This window comes from Bacillus sp. ISL-75 (genome assembly GCF_018613095.1).
This window is the reverse complement of record NZ_JAGGQX010000062.1, coordinates 152,375-167,557: the sequence shown is the minus strand read 5'-3', so window position 1 is coordinate 167,557 and position 15,183 is coordinate 152,375. Positions and strand designations below refer to the sequence as shown.

13 protein-coding genes are annotated in these 15,183 nt (G+C 37.4%); 5 read left to right on the top strand and 8 right to left on the bottom strand.

The features are described 5' to 3' along the window. Position 1: 1 nt before the first annotated feature. The 5 genes from J7E63_RS23845 to J7E63_RS23825 form a co-directional block, all read right to left on the bottom strand. Positions 2 to 1,327, bottom strand: a complete 1,326-nt coding sequence (locus tag J7E63_RS23845; protein ID WP_215017063.1) for an ABC transporter substrate-binding protein — start codon at positions 1,325 to 1,327, stop codon at positions 2 to 4. Positions 1,328 to 1,353: 26 nt separating this feature from the next. Next, positions 1,354 to 2,937, bottom strand: a complete 1,584-nt coding sequence (locus J7E63_RS23840) for a response regulator transcription factor (RefSeq protein WP_251033706.1) — start codon at positions 2,935 to 2,937, stop codon at positions 1,354 to 1,356. Then, on the bottom strand, positions 2,912 to 4,708 hold the full coding sequence (locus tag J7E63_RS23835) for a sensor histidine kinase (protein ID WP_215017061.1): 1,797 nt from the start codon (positions 4,706 to 4,708) through the stop codon (positions 2,912 to 2,914). The genes J7E63_RS23840 and J7E63_RS23835 overlap by 26 nt, the downstream gene beginning before the upstream one ends. Before the next feature lie 156 nt (positions 4,709 to 4,864). Next, a complete protein-coding gene (locus J7E63_RS23830) occupies positions 4,865 to 6,454 on the bottom strand; it encodes a response regulator transcription factor (protein WP_215017059.1) in 1,590 nt (529 codons plus the stop codon). Continuing rightward, positions 6,451 to 8,361, bottom strand: coding sequence for a sensor histidine kinase (locus J7E63_RS23825; RefSeq protein ID WP_251033705.1), 1,911 nt, complete (start codon positions 8,359 to 8,361; stop codon positions 6,451 to 6,453). Before J7E63_RS23825 ends, J7E63_RS23830 begins: the two co-directional genes overlap by 4 nt. A 123-nt stretch (positions 8,362 to 8,484) precedes the next feature. Here J7E63_RS23825 and J7E63_RS23820 point away from each other — a divergent pair, with 123 nt between their 5' ends. From J7E63_RS23820 to J7E63_RS23810, 3 genes are all read left to right on the top strand, one after another. Then, complete coding sequence (locus J7E63_RS23820; RefSeq protein ID WP_215017057.1) at positions 8,485 to 9,453, top strand: carbohydrate ABC transporter permease; 969 nt, start codon at positions 8,485 to 8,487, stop codon at positions 9,451 to 9,453. Then, positions 9,453 to 10,280 carry a carbohydrate ABC transporter permease gene (locus J7E63_RS23815; protein ID WP_215017055.1) on the top strand — a complete coding sequence of 276 codons (828 nt, stop codon included), beginning with the start codon at positions 9,453 to 9,455 and terminating at the stop codon, positions 10,278 to 10,280. Before J7E63_RS23820 ends, J7E63_RS23815 begins: the two co-directional genes overlap by 1 nt. An 89-nt stretch (positions 10,281 to 10,369) precedes the next feature. After that, positions 10,370 to 11,668, top strand: a complete 1,299-nt coding sequence (locus J7E63_RS23810; protein WP_215017053.1) for an ABC transporter substrate-binding protein — start codon at positions 10,370 to 10,372, stop codon at positions 11,666 to 11,668. Positions 11,669 to 11,727: 59 nt separating this feature from the next. Here the strand turns inward: J7E63_RS23810 and J7E63_RS23805 are convergent, their stop codons facing one another. Further along, complete coding sequence (locus J7E63_RS23805) at positions 11,728 to 12,132, bottom strand: globin domain-containing protein (protein ID WP_215017050.1); 405 nt, start codon at positions 12,130 to 12,132, stop codon at positions 11,728 to 11,730. 230 nt (positions 12,133 to 12,362) lie between these two features. Here J7E63_RS23805 and J7E63_RS23800 point away from each other — a divergent pair, with 230 nt between their 5' ends. Both J7E63_RS23800 and J7E63_RS23795 read left to right on the top strand, forming a co-directional pair. Continuing rightward, positions 12,363 to 12,710, top strand: a complete 348-nt coding sequence (locus J7E63_RS23800; RefSeq protein ID WP_215017049.1) for a DMT family transporter — start codon at positions 12,363 to 12,365, stop codon at positions 12,708 to 12,710. A gap of 1 nt (position 12,711) precedes the next feature. After that, on the top strand, positions 12,712 to 13,026 hold the full coding sequence (locus J7E63_RS23795; RefSeq protein ID WP_088085642.1) for a DMT family transporter: 315 nt from the start codon (positions 12,712 to 12,714) through the stop codon (positions 13,024 to 13,026). A gap of 63 nt (positions 13,027 to 13,089) precedes the next feature. Here J7E63_RS23795 and J7E63_RS23790 read toward each other — a convergent pair whose 3' ends face one another. After that, entirely contained in the window at positions 13,090 to 13,473 is a 384-nt protein-coding gene (locus J7E63_RS23790; protein WP_088085641.1) for a VOC family protein, read from the bottom strand. 23 nt (positions 13,474 to 13,496) lie between these two features. Further along, the gene (locus tag J7E63_RS23785) at positions 13,497 to 14,897 is read right to left on the bottom strand and encodes a hypothetical protein (protein WP_215017047.1); all 1,401 of its coding nucleotides are present in this window, start codon (positions 14,895 to 14,897) and stop codon (positions 13,497 to 13,499) included. Positions 14,898 to 15,183: the final 286 nt, after the last annotated feature.

Below are 15,183 nucleotides of genomic sequence, written 5' to 3'. Positions count from 1 at the left end.
TTTATTGAATTTCTTTAAGACCTATATTGATTTTTTCTACAGCTTCCCTCGCCGAAGTCTTAACATCCTTCCCGCCGATTCCAACATCCTCAAACAATGTTCTGATTGCTTCACTGACAACGGGATACGCAGGAGTAACCGGGCGGTTCTTTGAAAATTTTTGAGTTTGCTGTAAAAAAATGTTCTTAGGATATTCGTTCAGCTCCGGAAAAGCTTTTGCTACAGAGAATCTCGCAGGGATATCACCTGTTATAGTTACATACTTTTTCATTCCTTCATAACTAGTCACATATTTAATAAACTTCCATGCTTCCTGTGGGTGTTTTGATTTAGAGGTGATTCCGAGCGCCCATCCTCCATTTGGAACAAACTGATACTTATCCTTTGGCAGTGGTGTTACTCCAAAATCTTCTCCCAGCTTAAATTCAGGGTGATTTTTTTCCAGATCTCCAAGTGTCCATGAACCAAGCACAGTCATCGCAAGTTTACCTGACTCAAACGCAGCTGGGGGTAATTCAAATGCCGCAACACCATTTTTATGATATAGATCTTGATAAAATTGAAGGGCATCTAACGCTTCTTTTGAATCTAAATATCCACTTGCCGTAGTTCCATCGGGGCTTAAAATATTAGCACCAAACTGCCAAAGGAGCGGTGTTTTAAAATAAGCAGGAGATTCTCCATCATTAAAACTCTGTGCCGGGTCAATGCCGATGACACCTTTAGCCGGATTATTAACTTTTTTAGCAATCTCTAATACCTCATCCCATGTTAATGGTTTTTTGGGATCTTCTGATGGATAAGGGATACCGGCATCTTTAAATAAATGTCTATTGTAATATAAAGCAATACTTGACTCGACAATCGGTGCAAGGTAAATTTGACCCTTATAACTTAATCCTCGCAAGGTAGAGGCAGGAATATCATCAATCTGCCCCTCCTTTCTCATAAATGGATCAATTGATAATAACGATCCGGTATTTGCATAAAGAGCAAGCGTAGGACTGTCAATCGTCAAAATATCCGGAGGGTTTCCTGCAGCAAGTTCTGTCCGCAGTCTTATTTCATAATCACTATATGAAATAGACTTCATATTCACCGAGATATCGGGGTTTGCTTTTTCAAAAACAGAAACTAATTCTTCAAATGCTTTATTTTCAGCCGTATTTCCACTATTTCGCCAAAACGTCAACTCAGTTCGTTCGGAACTCTTTGGATTTTCCGCTTTCTCTTTTTGGGTGCTACCAGAGAATGTATCAAAAAAGGACAACGCATACACTAAAATACCCAAAAGTATAATTGCAAAAATAGTAAACCATTTTTTCATCTACATTCCCTTTCTTTCTTGAAAACTTAAACATCTAAGGCATTACGGAATTCAACAGGGGTTTGTCCAAAGTGTTTTTTAAAAACAGTACTGAAATATCCAGAGTTAGAAAAGCCAACTAAGTTTGCTACATCAATGATTTTTAGTTGCTTATCTCTTAAAAACTTCCGGGCTTTGTCCATTCGTAAATTCACCAGATAATCACTAAAATTCTGCCCGACATAATTTTTAAAGGTTTCAGATAAATGAGCACTATTGATATGAAAGAGTTCCGATAATAAGGTAAGTGAAATTTCACTAGCGTAATGCTGGTCCAAATAGTGCCGAACACTATCCACGATTAATTTCCCGTTCGAAAAGCGTGCCGTACGTACTTTTCCAATAATCAATTGGGCTAATTGAAGGAGGTTTTCAAGCACTTTACTTTGCGAATTAAGTTCCCAGATACTTTGTTGGCAATTCCAAATCATTTTTTGAATATCTTTCGTTTCGATATCATATTTTTTTGCCAGCGACCCTAACAAAAATAACACTCGATTGGCAGCAAATGAAAAGGACAAAATCGATTGGTTTCCATTCCCTCGTAATAATAGTTGAATATTTTCCTTAAATGCCTCGAAATGAACATTTTCAATCGCATTTGTTAACTTTCTTTCAAAATCAGGTGAAAACTCAAATTCTTCTTCTTTCGTTATCGCCTCATCAATCACCTGTGATTGCGAGCCAAGTTGACTTTGACTCCAAGCAAGCAAACTGGAAATATAACCTGTCTTAAAGCTAGCTAGACCCTTGACAACATTTCCGATGCCAATCACCGTTTCTAAACTCAACAACCTTTTCACATTCTGTTGTACCCTTTCAACCAAACTAGAAGGACTATTTATATCTATTCGTATTAGAAAATGAACCATATTAGCATAGCTTGGGTCGTAAAACGAATAAGTTCCTGTATTCTCTTTTGAGATCTCTTTGCATAACATTTGGAAAGGAATCCAGAGCTCCTTTAATCGATTTGGGTTGCCAAAACTCTCTCTAATTTCCACGCTGACAAATTGGACGTCTGCGTTCTCATTTACAAGTGCCTCGAGTTGTAGCTGACGCAGTCTTTCGATGACGAAATTAAGCTGTAACCATTCCTCTTTAACTAAATAGAGCAAGTATTGTTCCTGCACTTCTTGGAGCTGGGTAAGAACGAGTTGACGCATCTGAGCCGTTTCAACTTGTTTTCGCCGCTCTTCTACAATTTCTTTACGAATTTTTCGTAATGCTTCTACTAATTCATCTGGGGCTACCGGTTTTAACAGATAGTCTCTAACCCCTTCCTTCATGGAACCGCGTACCAATTCAAAATCGGAATAACCCGATAATACGATCACATTTACTCTTGGAAATTCCCGCTGACATCGTTTAGCTAATTCAAGGCCATCCATAATTGGCATCCTCATATCTGTAATGACCAAATCAATATCCATGCAACCAAGCAATTCAAGTGTATCTTTACCATTAGAAGCTTCGCCAACAATTTCAAAACCTTCTTCTTCCCAGTTCACTTTCATTCGTAAGCCTTTACGAATTTGAATTTCATCATCCGTGATTATGACCTTCATCATGTATATCACCTCTATCAAAATTTATACATAATGTAATCCTCGTGCCTACATTCTTTTCAGATTCAATCTGATAGGAAAAGCGCTCTCCGTAGTAAAGCTTTAATCGGCCAAGGACATTCTTTAAACCAATGCTGTTTCCTTTGCTCGCTAGGACACTAATGGTTTCATTCTTTGTTTCTTCACTCACTAAGTCTGATATCACTTCTTCAGACATGCCTATCCCCTTATCTTCTAAAACTATCATTATTTGATTATTCACTTTTTTCGTTTTAATAAAAATTTCAGCCGTGGTCTTTTCTATAAAACTATATTTGACGGCATTTTCTACGAGCGGTTGGAGAATGAATTTAATAATAGAGAGATTTCTTGTCTCCGGATCCTCCACAATATTAATCGTGAGGGCGTCCTCATATCTCTCCTTTAAAATGTCGGTGTAGCTGCGAATATAGCTGATTTCTTCACCTAATCTCACGACGTCATTTTGCGTATTCAAGGAATACCTCATCATCCGGCCTAAATAGATGCTTACATTCATGACCTCTTTATTCTTGCCCTGAACAGCTAATCCCCCAATGATTTCAAGGGTATTGTTCAAAAAGTGAGGGTTGATTTGTAATAATAAGGCTTTGTACTCTGCATCTTTTCGTCGGATGTTGGCTTCATATTCTGTTTCTATTAAGTTCTTTAATTGATCAATAGTATGATCAAACACGTTTACTACATAACCTACTTCATCGTTAGATGGTTTTATCGATGGCATAAAGCGTTTGGCACCAGAAAAATCTCCGCTTTCAACAAATTTCATCGCTTTTGCTAGTTTTCCTAAAGGCCTTACGATATTGGAAGAGAGCATGAACGACGCATATATTGTTATTAAAAACACAATCGCACTAGTAATAAGTAAGTTTCGCTGTAGAATATTAACTTTTGAGAATAAGTCAGACTTGGTCACTTCACTGACAAGAATCCAATCACCAACTGATAACTTTTGAAAAAAAACAAAGTATTTGTCTCCCTGATAATCAGTTTCTAATAAACCTTTTTGTTTTGTATTATTCTTTATTTTAGTTAAACTATTTTTTAATACCCTTTTTGGGGTATCGATCTTCCCCTCTAATACATTTGCTCCCTGCTGATCCAATAAATAAGCATGTCCATTTTTTCCGATCGTGATTTTTCGTAAGGCTGTTTCTAGCAAAGATGAAGGGAAATTAACCTTTATAAATCCGTATGAAACAACCGTATTCAAATCAACGAGGGGCAAAATATAACTATTACTATTTCCTTGTGCTGGCATATATGGATCAATATGTGATTTTACAAATCGTTGTTCATTGATCGTAAAGTCTTTAAACCAATCTAGGTTGCGTAAGTTGGGGTTATTGCCCCATGCCCCCTCACCATTATTCAGAACGACTGAGATAGACATACCATTTGAATTGTTCACCATCATTGATGATAGCATCATTTTCAGTTGATTCTTCTGTAACAAGCTCTGTTCTTTCGGTATATTTGCATCCTTTTTTTCTAACTTTAACCACTGCTGAGTCGTTTGATTGACAAGGACCTGTTTTCCTAAATCCTCAGCCTGCGTTGTGATCGAATCAATATACAATGAGTACTGATCCATGGCTTCTATTGTTAACTCCTGGGTCTGATCTTCAATAATGGATGTAAACCAGCTCGGGATTATCATCGATAAAATGATTAATGGAATTGTTAACAAACAAGTAAAAATAATAAATAGGCGATTGCGTAAGGAAAAAAACATGGTATCCCCCCAAACAAGAAAGAAAACCCTTACATTCAAAGGCTCAATCAATAAGTTTTGACTATTAGTATCTATCCAATTTAACATATCCCCTATCAACTTACCACGTGATATTTAATTCCATATAAATAAGCAGAAGCCGGATTCCGGCTCTGCTCATTTCTGATTCATATAGGCTTCACGATATTCATTCGGGGTAATCCCCTCAACCTTTTTAAATACTTTTCGAAAATACTTGTCGTCTTGATACCCTATCATCGTCGCAATTTCATAGATTTTTAACTGGCTGTTTTTTAATAAAGACTTGGCTTTCTTCATTCGAAACTTCACAATATAATCGGATATATTCACGTTAAATTCTTGTTTAAATTTCCTCGATATATATTCTCGACTGATATAAAAATGCTCAGAGATCTCTTGCAGTTTTACATCCCGATCGAAGTTCGCTTGCAAATACTTTTCAATATCATAAATGATATTACTATGTTTCTGAAGGGTTCCTTTCTTAACCTTTTTCAAAAAGATAGCAATCTCTCGTTTCTTTCTCTCTTTGTATTCTCCAAGCATAAAGTGACCGTTTACATCAAAAAATAAATCAATTCGTTTTTCGATGTCTTCTGCTGCTTTAACAGGTAGATTATAATGCTTAAACCATCTATTGCTGATCACCAAATATTCATTTTCTAAATGGAGCAGCTGTTTTAATGATAGAAAGTGGTTTTCTGTAAAATCAGACTCGATTTGGTTAATTACTTCAACAAATGCCCCAATCTCCCCAGCTTGTACAGCCATTTCTATACTAGCAGAGTAGTCCATAAGGTTCCTTAATCCATGACTTGGAAGGTCCTCTATCACATGGATGCGAGTTTCTCTATCATCCAAAATATTACGATTAAAAAATAATTGCTTAGCATGACGATAGGAATCCATTAAGCTGGAACTCTCATTAACCAGTTTACCTAAAAAAATCGGACAAGAGATATTCATTGTACCTCTTAGCATCTTAAAGATTTGTTTTAAAAGTTCCCCTATTTGTTCAAACTTGTTCCAAAAGATAATCACAATTTCGCCTTTATTAGATAAATAACGAAATCCAATTCCACATTCATTTTCCACCATGATTTCATTAATAACGTTCAGAATCGTAAAGTAGGCTAAATCTCGATCTCCTTGAAATGCCCCGATTGTCTTTCCGTTAATCCGAACAAGTGCTATTTGATAGTTGGGAGCCGAATGAATTCCATAATCCTCGTACAAATCTTCCCTCAGATGATCGCTGTTGAGCAGCTGGGTAAGCTTGCGGTCTCGATAAACCGGCTTCATTTCATTGATTAATTGAGAGCTGCTTTCTTTTCTCTCCCTGTCTAAAGCTTCTTTTTTCCATTCATCCACGGCTGTTTCCAACGTATGATTTAAGATTTCAGGATCAATCGGCTTTAAGAGATAATCTGAACTTCCGAAATGAATGGCTTTGCGCATGTAGTGGTAATCATCATAACCTGTCACAATAATAGTTTTGCTGGTTGGCTGATTTTCTTTAATCCATTCTAACAGCAGGACGCCATCCATTTTTGGCATTTTCATATCTGAAAAAATAATCTCTGGCTTATACTTTTGAATTAAATGTATCGCTTCTTCTCCATTTCCGGCTTCATAAATTTCATCAATTCCGTTTTGTTCCCAATCACCCAGGATCTTAATTCCTTCGCGAACGTGCTTTTCATCATCAACGATTAATGCTCTCATGAATGCTCCACCTCTTTTTGCATAACCTTTGGAAACTGAACGGTAACCGTAAATCCACTTTCTTCATTACTGTCAATCGACATTATTGCTTGATTAGCGTAATAAATCTGTAAGCGGTCATATATGTTTTTTAAGCCAATCGTTTCTCTATGCTTCTCTTCTTTGGACACACCATGATATAATTCCTGCCTGATACTTTTCAACTGTTCTTCATTTGCGCCTATTCCATTATCTTTTACAGTAAGGCAAACCAACGCGTCATCCTGAACACTCGCCTCAATTTGAATAAATGCTTTTCCTACCTGCTGATCAAAGCCATGCTTAAAACAATTTTCCACAATGGGCTGCAAAATCATTTTCGGTATCAGAATTTCTTGGACTTCTTTTGAGACATTTAATTCAAATTCAAACTGCTCGTCAAAGCGTTGTTTTTGTAACAATAAATAGGATTTAACATGCATCAGCTCTGAAATAAAAGGGACAATGTCCTCCTTCATATTCATACTGTATCTCATGATTTTCGATAATGAAGTGAGTAAGGAATAGACAGGAACGGCTTTCGATTTCAACGCCAAGGTACCAATCGATTGAAGGGCGTTATATAAAAAATGCGGGTTAATTTGTGACCGCAATACACGCAGCTGTGATTCTTTATTTTCTATCTCCAATTTATATTCTCGCTCAATTAAATCATTGATTTTCGTAATCATTACTTTGAAATGCCTTCCCAACATCCCAATTTCATCGTTTCCTAATGAATCAAAATCCGCCTCAAATTCACCTTTTTCTACTTTTTTCATGTTACCAATTAATACCTTTATCGGTGCGGTTATCTTAAATGAAACAAACATGGTAGCAATTAACACAATAACGAGCGTCACGATACCAATCAAAATGTTGATTAAGGCCGTTTCTCTTGCCCCTTGATAGAGTACATTGTAAGGAATTCGTTTCACAATATACCAATTCTTGTAGGGGGCGGAAAACTTATCGTGAACAATCACACCCGAGAATTGTTTATCCTTCCATTCCGTACTTTTCCTAATGGCGGACTCCTTTTTTACTTTCCCAAACCACTTTTCTTTATTTTCCTTGCCGATCATTGATTCATTGGAGGAGTATATAATAACTCCTTTTTCATCCATAATGTACAAGTCTTCCATGTCCTTTGTATATAAGCGGCCGGCAATCGCACCTATTTTGGAAAGATTAATATCAATAGACAAAAAGCCTAATAGCTTGTCTGACGGTACGTCACGAAGGATGTTATGAAAGCTTAGGACATTTTTCTTTTCCGAGTTTGGGATAACCGATATATTGTTATAACTATACATTTCATGGGGCGGTTCAATAACGGAAAAAAGGCTGTTATATCGATTTAATCGTGCATAATAAGGATGCGAAAAGATACTCTCATACTTTGCTCTGCCGCTAATTCTAGAATGATAATTGGTATAGGAATCCTTTCCTTTATCAATGTAAATGTGCATTTGTTCAATCTCAGGCCGTGTATTAAATAAATAAGCAAGAGCTCGTCGAACTTCTTCCTGATTAGTGTTTAAATTCTGTGATAGCCCATCCCTCATCACATTCATAAAGGGCGTATATCGGTAAAGAACGGACGACATCTGGGCCACATCTTCCAAATAAACAGTTAGTTCATCTTCACCTTTGACAATCAGGTCATGATTGGTTGAAACAAAGCGATTATTAAGAGACTTTGTTGTTTGGTAATAAGTAATTGCAATCGAACTTCCAAAAGGCAAAACCGTTACTAGTATTAAAAATATAATAAGCTTTTTGCGAATTCCCCACTGCATATCATCTTGGTTAGTTATATGAAAAAATAGAACTAACCTTCCTCCAATTAATGAATTTTCTCCATTGTAACAACTATATGTATCCATTCCTATGGCATATATTGACTTGTCGATATTAATGACTGTTCAATATATTCCACCCTACTGGTCAATGTAAGCCGTTTCATAATTTTCATTATTCTCTAAAATGAAATTATGGAGGTGCAGGTAATGAATAGTCATAGTAAGTTGGAAAAAGTAGAATCCTCAGTATTAGTAAGTCCAAAAAACGCAGCAGTTTCGAAGTCAGTTTCCTTAAATAAAAATAAGAAACTGAAAGATGCAGGATTATTTGCTCTATTTGTAGGGCCCGTTTTGTTAGCTTTTACGCTCATTGTTCTGATTCCTTTCTTCACAGGTATTTATTATGCCTTTACAGACTGGAACGGGATTACAGGAGCGGTCAAATGGGTTGGCTTGGACAATTTCAAGTACATCTTCACCGAGGACAAGCAATTCCAAGCATCCTTTAAACTTACAACGAAATATACGGTCGTTGCCATTATCTTAACAAATGCAATTGGGTTTGGATTAGCGTTACTTGTCACCCAAATGTTGAAAACGAGAAATATTTTACGGACAGTGTTCTTCATGCCTAACTTGATTGGCGGCCTTTTATTAGGATTTATCTGGCAGTTTATTTTTGTCAAAGGCTTTGCCTCCATCGGTGCACTTACAGGTATCCCTCTTTTTGAGTTAGCTTGGTTAGGCGATAAAAATACCGCCTTCTGGGGGATTGTGATTGTCAGTGTATGGCAAGGTGCTGGCTACATTATGATTATCTATATTGCAGCATTACAGAACGTTCCACAAGAATTAATTGAAGCAGCGAAAATTGACGGTGCAAATAGGTGGCAGATTCTTCGTCACATCACCATGCCCCTCGTCGCACCGGCTGTTACCATTTGTTTATTTCTAACAACGGCATCATCCTTTAAGGTCTTTGATGCAAACCTTTCCCTGACGAATGGCGGTCCATTTAAGTCAACTGAAATGTTAGCGCTTAATATTTACACAGAAGCATTTGTTAATAACCGCTACGGAATTGGTGAAGCAAAAGCACTTATTTTCTTCCTTGTTGTCGCAGCAATTTCTGTTATTCAAGTGACATATTCGAAGAAAAAGGAGGTTGAGTCCTAATGGGAAACAGGTACACAGGAAAAACATTTATTGTTGAAATCCTTGCCATCCTGCTTGGCCTAGCCTTTTTAGTCCCTTTCTATTATGTTATAGCAAACTCCTTAAAGCCGTTTGCTGAGATTTTAACGAACACTTCGGCCCTGCCGTCCGTGCTGCAGTTTGAGAACTATGTGAGCGCCTTTGAAAAATTGAACTATCTGAAGGTATTTTCAAATTCTTTAATCGTTACTGTTTTGAGTAATGTCGTTCTGGTTATCTTTTGTTCGATGGCGGCGTACATGCTGGTCCGAACAAAAAAGAAGATCAGTAACGTGATTTTCATGATTTTCGTTGCAGCGATGATTATTCCGTTTCAATCGATCATGATCCCGCTCATCAAAACAGCGGGTACCTTTGGACTTTTAAATAGCGTCTGGGGTCTTGTCATTATGTACTTAGGATTTGGTTCAGGGATGACCATTTTCTTGTATCACGGGTTTATCAAAGGAATTCCGGTCGAACTTGAAGAGGCAGCAATTATCGATGGCTGTTCAAGGTTTGGCGTATTTTGGAGAATCGTTTTTCCACTATTAAAACCGATTACGGTTACGATCGTCATTTTAAACAGCTTATGGATTTGGAATGACTTCTTACTACCATCACTTGTTCTTCAGGATCCGGAATTAAAAACGATTCCATTAGCAACGTTCTCCTTCTTTGGACAATATACAAAGCAATGGGATTTAGCACTAGCAGCATTGGTTATGGGCATCATTCCGTTGTTAATCTTCTTCTTTGCGATGCAAAAACACATTATTAAAGGGATTACCAGCGGTTCAATAAAGTGAAATATACGTGGGGAACAACCTCTGCTATCTGTTTGACAGTTAGCAGAGACTAATATAAAAATAGATTTTACAAACAGGAGGGAATTTTAATGGGGATCAAAAAGTATTCTTTACTTGCAGGTGTACTATCCGCTTCACTTCTATTAGCAACAGCTTGTTCTAGCGACAGTGCATCGAGTGATAAAAAAAGCAGCGGTGGCAAAGACGGAAAAGTTGTTGTAGACCTTTTTAATGGAAAGGTTGAAATCGCTGACCAATTAAAAGCATTAACAGACCAATATACAAAAGAGCATCCTGAAGTTACCTTTAATATTGAAACAGTTGGCGGTGGCGCGGATGGATCTGCAGCCCTAAAAGCAAAATTTGCTTCTAATAAAGCACCTGATATCTTTGGAAATGGCGGTTATCAAGAGGCGCAAACATGGAAAGATAAATTTGAAGATTTATCCGATCAGCCTTGGGTAAAAGATGCCTATGAGAGCGCGTTACTACCTATGACAATTGATGGGAAAGTTTATGGCCAGCCTGTTAATATGGAAGGCTATGGTTTTGCTTACAATAAAAAATTATTTGCAAAAGCCGGTATTACAGAATTACCGAAAACATTTAAGGAGTTAGAAGCTGCATCGAAAAAGCTGAAAGCTGCCGGGATTACACCTTTCTCAGTTGGCTATGCTGAATGGTGGGTTTTAGCAAACCATGGTCTAAACGTTCCGTTCGCTTACCAACAAGCGGATGACGAAAACTTCATTAAAGGTCTAAACGAAGGTACAGCAAAAATTGAAGGTAACAAATACTTCAATGACTACTTTAAGCTTGTAGACCTAACGATTAAATATGGTAATAAAAATCCATTAACAACTGACTACAATACAGAAGTAACACAATTTGCAAACGGCGAAACAGCAATGATTCAGCAAGGTAACTGGATCCAGCCGATGCTAGATAAATTAAGTCCTGGCATGGAAGTGGGATTCATTCCATTGGCACTGACTGATGATGCAGCACAAGCAGATAAATTAATGGTTGACGTACCAACAAACTGGGTAGTTCATAACAAAGCTCCTGAAGCAGATAAAAAAGCGGCAAAAGATTTCTTAAACTGGATGGTTTCATCTGAAGAAGGTAAAACAGCATTAGTTAAGGAATTCAAATACATCCCTGCTTTTAAAACAATTGAAGCAAAAGCAGAAGATATTGGACCACTAGGTGCAGAACTTCAGAAATACTCTCAAGAAGGCAAAACCTACTCTTGGCAGTTCATGAAATATCCTGATGGTGCTGGACAAGAATTTGGTGCTTCCCTTCAAGCCTATGTTGGCGGCCAAAAATCTAAAGCCGAAACAGAAAAAGCCTTGGATGCGACTTGGGCTAAGTTAAAAAAATAGTCTATAAAATCAAAGGCTCCTCTCAATCTGAGAAGAGCCTTTTGTGATTTAGCTTGTTTTTATTCTCGATCCGGGCTATTGACCATGATTCCGGCGACTTGCGTTAACCGGTCATAAAATGCTTGCCCTGCTGGTTGCTGATCAAGCCCAATTTCTTCAAATGCTTCCTTCATACAGCGAAGCCAGCATGCAGCTCTTCTCGGTGTTACTTCAAATGGCAAGTGCCGGTGTTGCATGGCGGGCGGACCAAATTCCTGGCTGTACAGGGCTGGACCTCCTAAAAATTGCGGCAGAAACATCCGCTGTTTGCGCTTAATTTCTTCCATATCCCCTTCAAACAATGGTCTAAGTTCCGGGTCAGCATAAACACGCGGATAAAAGGCATTGACCAGTTTATCAATTGTTTCCTGCCCGCCTATTTCCTCATAAAGTGATTTAAGTTTGTATTCCAATTTCGTCACCATCCACTTTTATTTTTTCCCTATTTTTTACTATTATAAAGATAAAGCGGAGAGATTTTTGTGATTGATATCACAGTAAATTAAAAAATACATAAATTCCCACGCGTTGGAAAGGTGTTTAAAACAACTTTCTAAAACTTGTGGTATCCTAATATAATATGCTGGTTTCATATTAGTATTTAATCGGACCATTTTGGTTTATAGTACAAGCGGTCTTTCAAGAGGTGTAAAGAATGAATAAGGCCTGGATTTACGTAGGTTTAACCTGTTTGTTTGAATTGATTTGGGTATACGGATTTAATGAGGCACAAACGTGGTGGCAGTGGGCAATCGTCGTTGGAGTTATTTTTTTAGACTACCATATTCTACCTATAGCATGCGAGACTCTCCCCACAGGTACTGTTTATGCGATATTTGCCGGAATAGGGACAATTGGAACGGTGTTAATGGATATATACCTTTTTGGGGAAAGCTTTAGTCCTGGGAAGGCTTTTTTTATCTTCACCATTGTCATTGGCGTGATCGGATTAAATCTCTCGGACAAGGAAGTTGAAAAAACAGCCGTAAAGGGAGTTGCCTAATATGGGCTGGGTTTTTGTCTTTTTAGCAGCTGCAAGTGAGGTCGCCGGTGCGGCTGGACTCAAATTATACAGCCAGCAAAAAACTCTCCGAAATGGTGTTCTATATATTGGCGGGTTCGGCGCATCACTGGCTTTTTTATATGTGTCATTTCAGTTTCTTCAACTAAGCATTGCCTATGCCGTTTGGGTCGGAATTGGGACAGCTGGTGCTGTTTTTATTAATATGTTTCTTTTTGGTGAATCAAAAAACCTTGGGCGCATCATAAGCGTCATTTTAATTATTATAGGTGTTGTCGGCTTAAAGGCACTATCATAATACTTAAAAGGGTCAGCTCTCAGGTAAGTTAACGAGTAACTTATCGGGGACTGACCACTGCTTTTACGGTGCTACTAATTCCACTTTGATTCGATCAGGATCTTCGAAAAAAACAGCGTAATGAGATCCCCCGCCAGCAAATGGATGTTTATCTGGATATAGAATATTAACGCCTTTTTCCTTCAATTGTAATGTCATTTGATTAACCTGCTCTCTTGATACTGCCTGAAAAGCTAAATGGTTCAGGCCGACTCTAGAACGATGATACGGAATATCTAGAAAACGGTCATCCGCCTGAACAAAAACAATATAAGTCTCTCCATGTTTCCAGCTGAAACCAGACTCCCATTTTTGGAAAGGCTCATATCCTATTTCAGTTAAAAACCACCCCCAAAACTCACTTGATCTGCTAAGGTTGGAAACATAGATTTCTAAATGATGCAACATTGGCCTTCTATCTCCTTTATGGCTTACCTGATTTTCCCCATTTCCTCTAAAAATGCAGGCCGTCTCATGTACTTTTGTCTTAATTCTCCGATCAGCTTATGTGAATGAATCGTTCCACAAGCATTTTTGTAGGTTTTTATGATTGAACAAACCGTACGATATTTTTTTCGATCCGTAGCCTCCTCCGCCGAGTATTCAATATACTTAATAAAAAGGTTGTTTACTTCTTCTAAATATTCCTTAATTACATATGGATAAAGGTCCGTTATAGATGAAATATGATTTTGACAATAGTTTAAAAGCTCATCAGACAAATTTTCCTCTTTTAGGATAGAAAGATACGCGGAGGGCTGGTAATCCATCTTTTTAAAATCATCAACAATCTTTTTTAAAACAAGATCCCATTCGCTTGTTGCATATAATTCTTTTAGTTTTAGGTAATATGTAAATTCATTTTTGAATAACAGTTCTCTTGCTAACTTCTTTTGTTGTTCGATATCGCTAAGAAATTCATAGGCTTGATATCGGTATTCCCGCCACTTATGGACAAGGCCTCGATATTCTGCGTCTGTTTTTTCTCCATCCAAACAAAGCTGAATTACTTTCTTGTAGTCGCCTTTTCCAAGTTCATTGACAATTGCCTTTTCACGAAACTCGCTATGGTCGATATTCTCATAAATAAATCTTTCAGCTGCCTCAGCCCCATCACATTGTTCAATGATTTCGAGCTGAAGCAATTTAATTTCCTTTTTTTCAAATCGGTCACTCCAAGTTGATTCTGTCTTCAAATAGAGGGATTCCAGCTGTTTTTCTAACTTTTTTCTAAACTCTTTATTAGGAGAATAATAGGCACAAATTTTTAAAAGAGCATAGCGCCAATCACTCCAACCATCATAATGTGCTTTTAATGCTTCTTTCATAATCGCGTCAAAAAGACCCTTCTTCTCTTTTTCATTCAAATGTGTCAGACCAGAAATAACCGCATCGTCAATCGTTCTTATTGCCCAATTCATAATGTCACCGATTGAGCCATTTGAGTCATCAGAAAAATTGAGCATTTTTACAACAGGTGACAATACAACCAGTGATAGTAAAATTGCACTCTCCCATTCACCTTTATCTACTTTTTCTTGTGCTTTTTGGAGAGTCAGATCTGCACCTAGTAATGCTGGGGCCACGTGACGCCAATCGATGAAACCTTTCCTTTTTGCACGATTAATAGATTCAGTAATAAGCTTTTTCGCTGATGAAATTTCGTCTTTATGAGGAGTGTATTTTAAAAGAAGTTGTTTTTCAATTTCCGGGAAATCATCTGACAGGTCAAGAATAATCCTCATTAATTCTTCTTTATTTTGATTGGTTAGGATAGTTTTTAAATCGATTTCACTTGATCGTGAGGTATTGTTTGGATTAGATGGATTCATGCTTTTCACCCCGTGTGGATTATATACATTAATTGTATCATGTTAAAATTAAGAGCCGCCGAAAATTGGAAGCACAGATTCGCCCATAAAAACACTAAATACGCCCATAGAAGTCCAATATTCGCTCATTGAAACCAAAGATTCGCTCATAGAACTCAAAAATTCGCCCATGGATGGGGAATGCATTTAAATAAATTATAAATGTCCAAATATCGTAGTGTAATTTTACACAAAATATGATTTTTATTATGCTTCTCCTTGAGTTATAACAGAAACTCTAATAATT

What these genes read in the sequence shown, in the direction of transcription:
- J7E63_RS23830 (WP_215017059.1), bottom strand. Translation starts at nt 6,454, where the DNA reads ATGAGAGCATTAATCGTTGATGATGAAAAGCACGTTCGCGAAGGAATT.
- J7E63_RS23805 (WP_215017050.1), bottom strand. Translation starts at nt 12,132, where the DNA reads ATGGTGACGAAATTGGAATACAAACTTAAATCACTTTATGAGGAAATA.
- J7E63_RS23845 (WP_215017063.1), bottom strand. Translation starts at nt 1,327, where the DNA reads ATGAAAAAATGGTTTACTATTTTTGCAATTATACTTTTGGGTATTTTA.
- J7E63_RS23795 (WP_088085642.1), top strand. Translation starts at nt 12,712, where the DNA reads ATGGGCTGGGTTTTTGTCTTTTTAGCAGCTGCAAGTGAGGTCGCCGGT.
- J7E63_RS23785 (WP_215017047.1), bottom strand. Translation starts at nt 14,897, where the DNA reads ATGAATCCATCTAATCCAAACAATACCTCACGATCAAGTGAAATCGAT.
- J7E63_RS23790 (WP_088085641.1), bottom strand. Translation starts at nt 13,473, where the DNA reads ATGTTGCATCATTTAGAAATCTATGTTTCCAACCTTAGCAGATCAAGT.
- J7E63_RS23815 (WP_215017055.1), top strand. Translation starts at nt 9,453, where the DNA reads ATGGGAAACAGGTACACAGGAAAAACATTTATTGTTGAAATCCTTGCC.
- J7E63_RS23840 (WP_251033706.1), bottom strand. Translation starts at nt 2,937, where the DNA reads ATGATGAAGGTCATAATCACGGATGATGAAATTCAAATTCGTAAAGGC.
- J7E63_RS23835 (WP_215017061.1), bottom strand. Translation starts at nt 4,708, where the DNA reads ATGTTTTTTTCCTTACGCAATCGCCTATTTATTATTTTTACTTGTTTG.
- J7E63_RS23825 (WP_251033705.1), bottom strand. Translation starts at nt 8,361, where the DNA reads ATGGATACATATAGTTGTTACAATGGAGAAAATTCATTAATTGGAGGA.
- J7E63_RS23800 (WP_215017049.1), top strand. Translation starts at nt 12,363, where the DNA reads ATGAATAAGGCCTGGATTTACGTAGGTTTAACCTGTTTGTTTGAATTG.
- J7E63_RS23820 (WP_215017057.1), top strand. Translation starts at nt 8,485, where the DNA reads ATGAATAGTCATAGTAAGTTGGAAAAAGTAGAATCCTCAGTATTAGTA.
- J7E63_RS23810 (WP_215017053.1), top strand. Translation starts at nt 10,370, where the DNA reads ATGGGGATCAAAAAGTATTCTTTACTTGCAGGTGTACTATCCGCTTCA.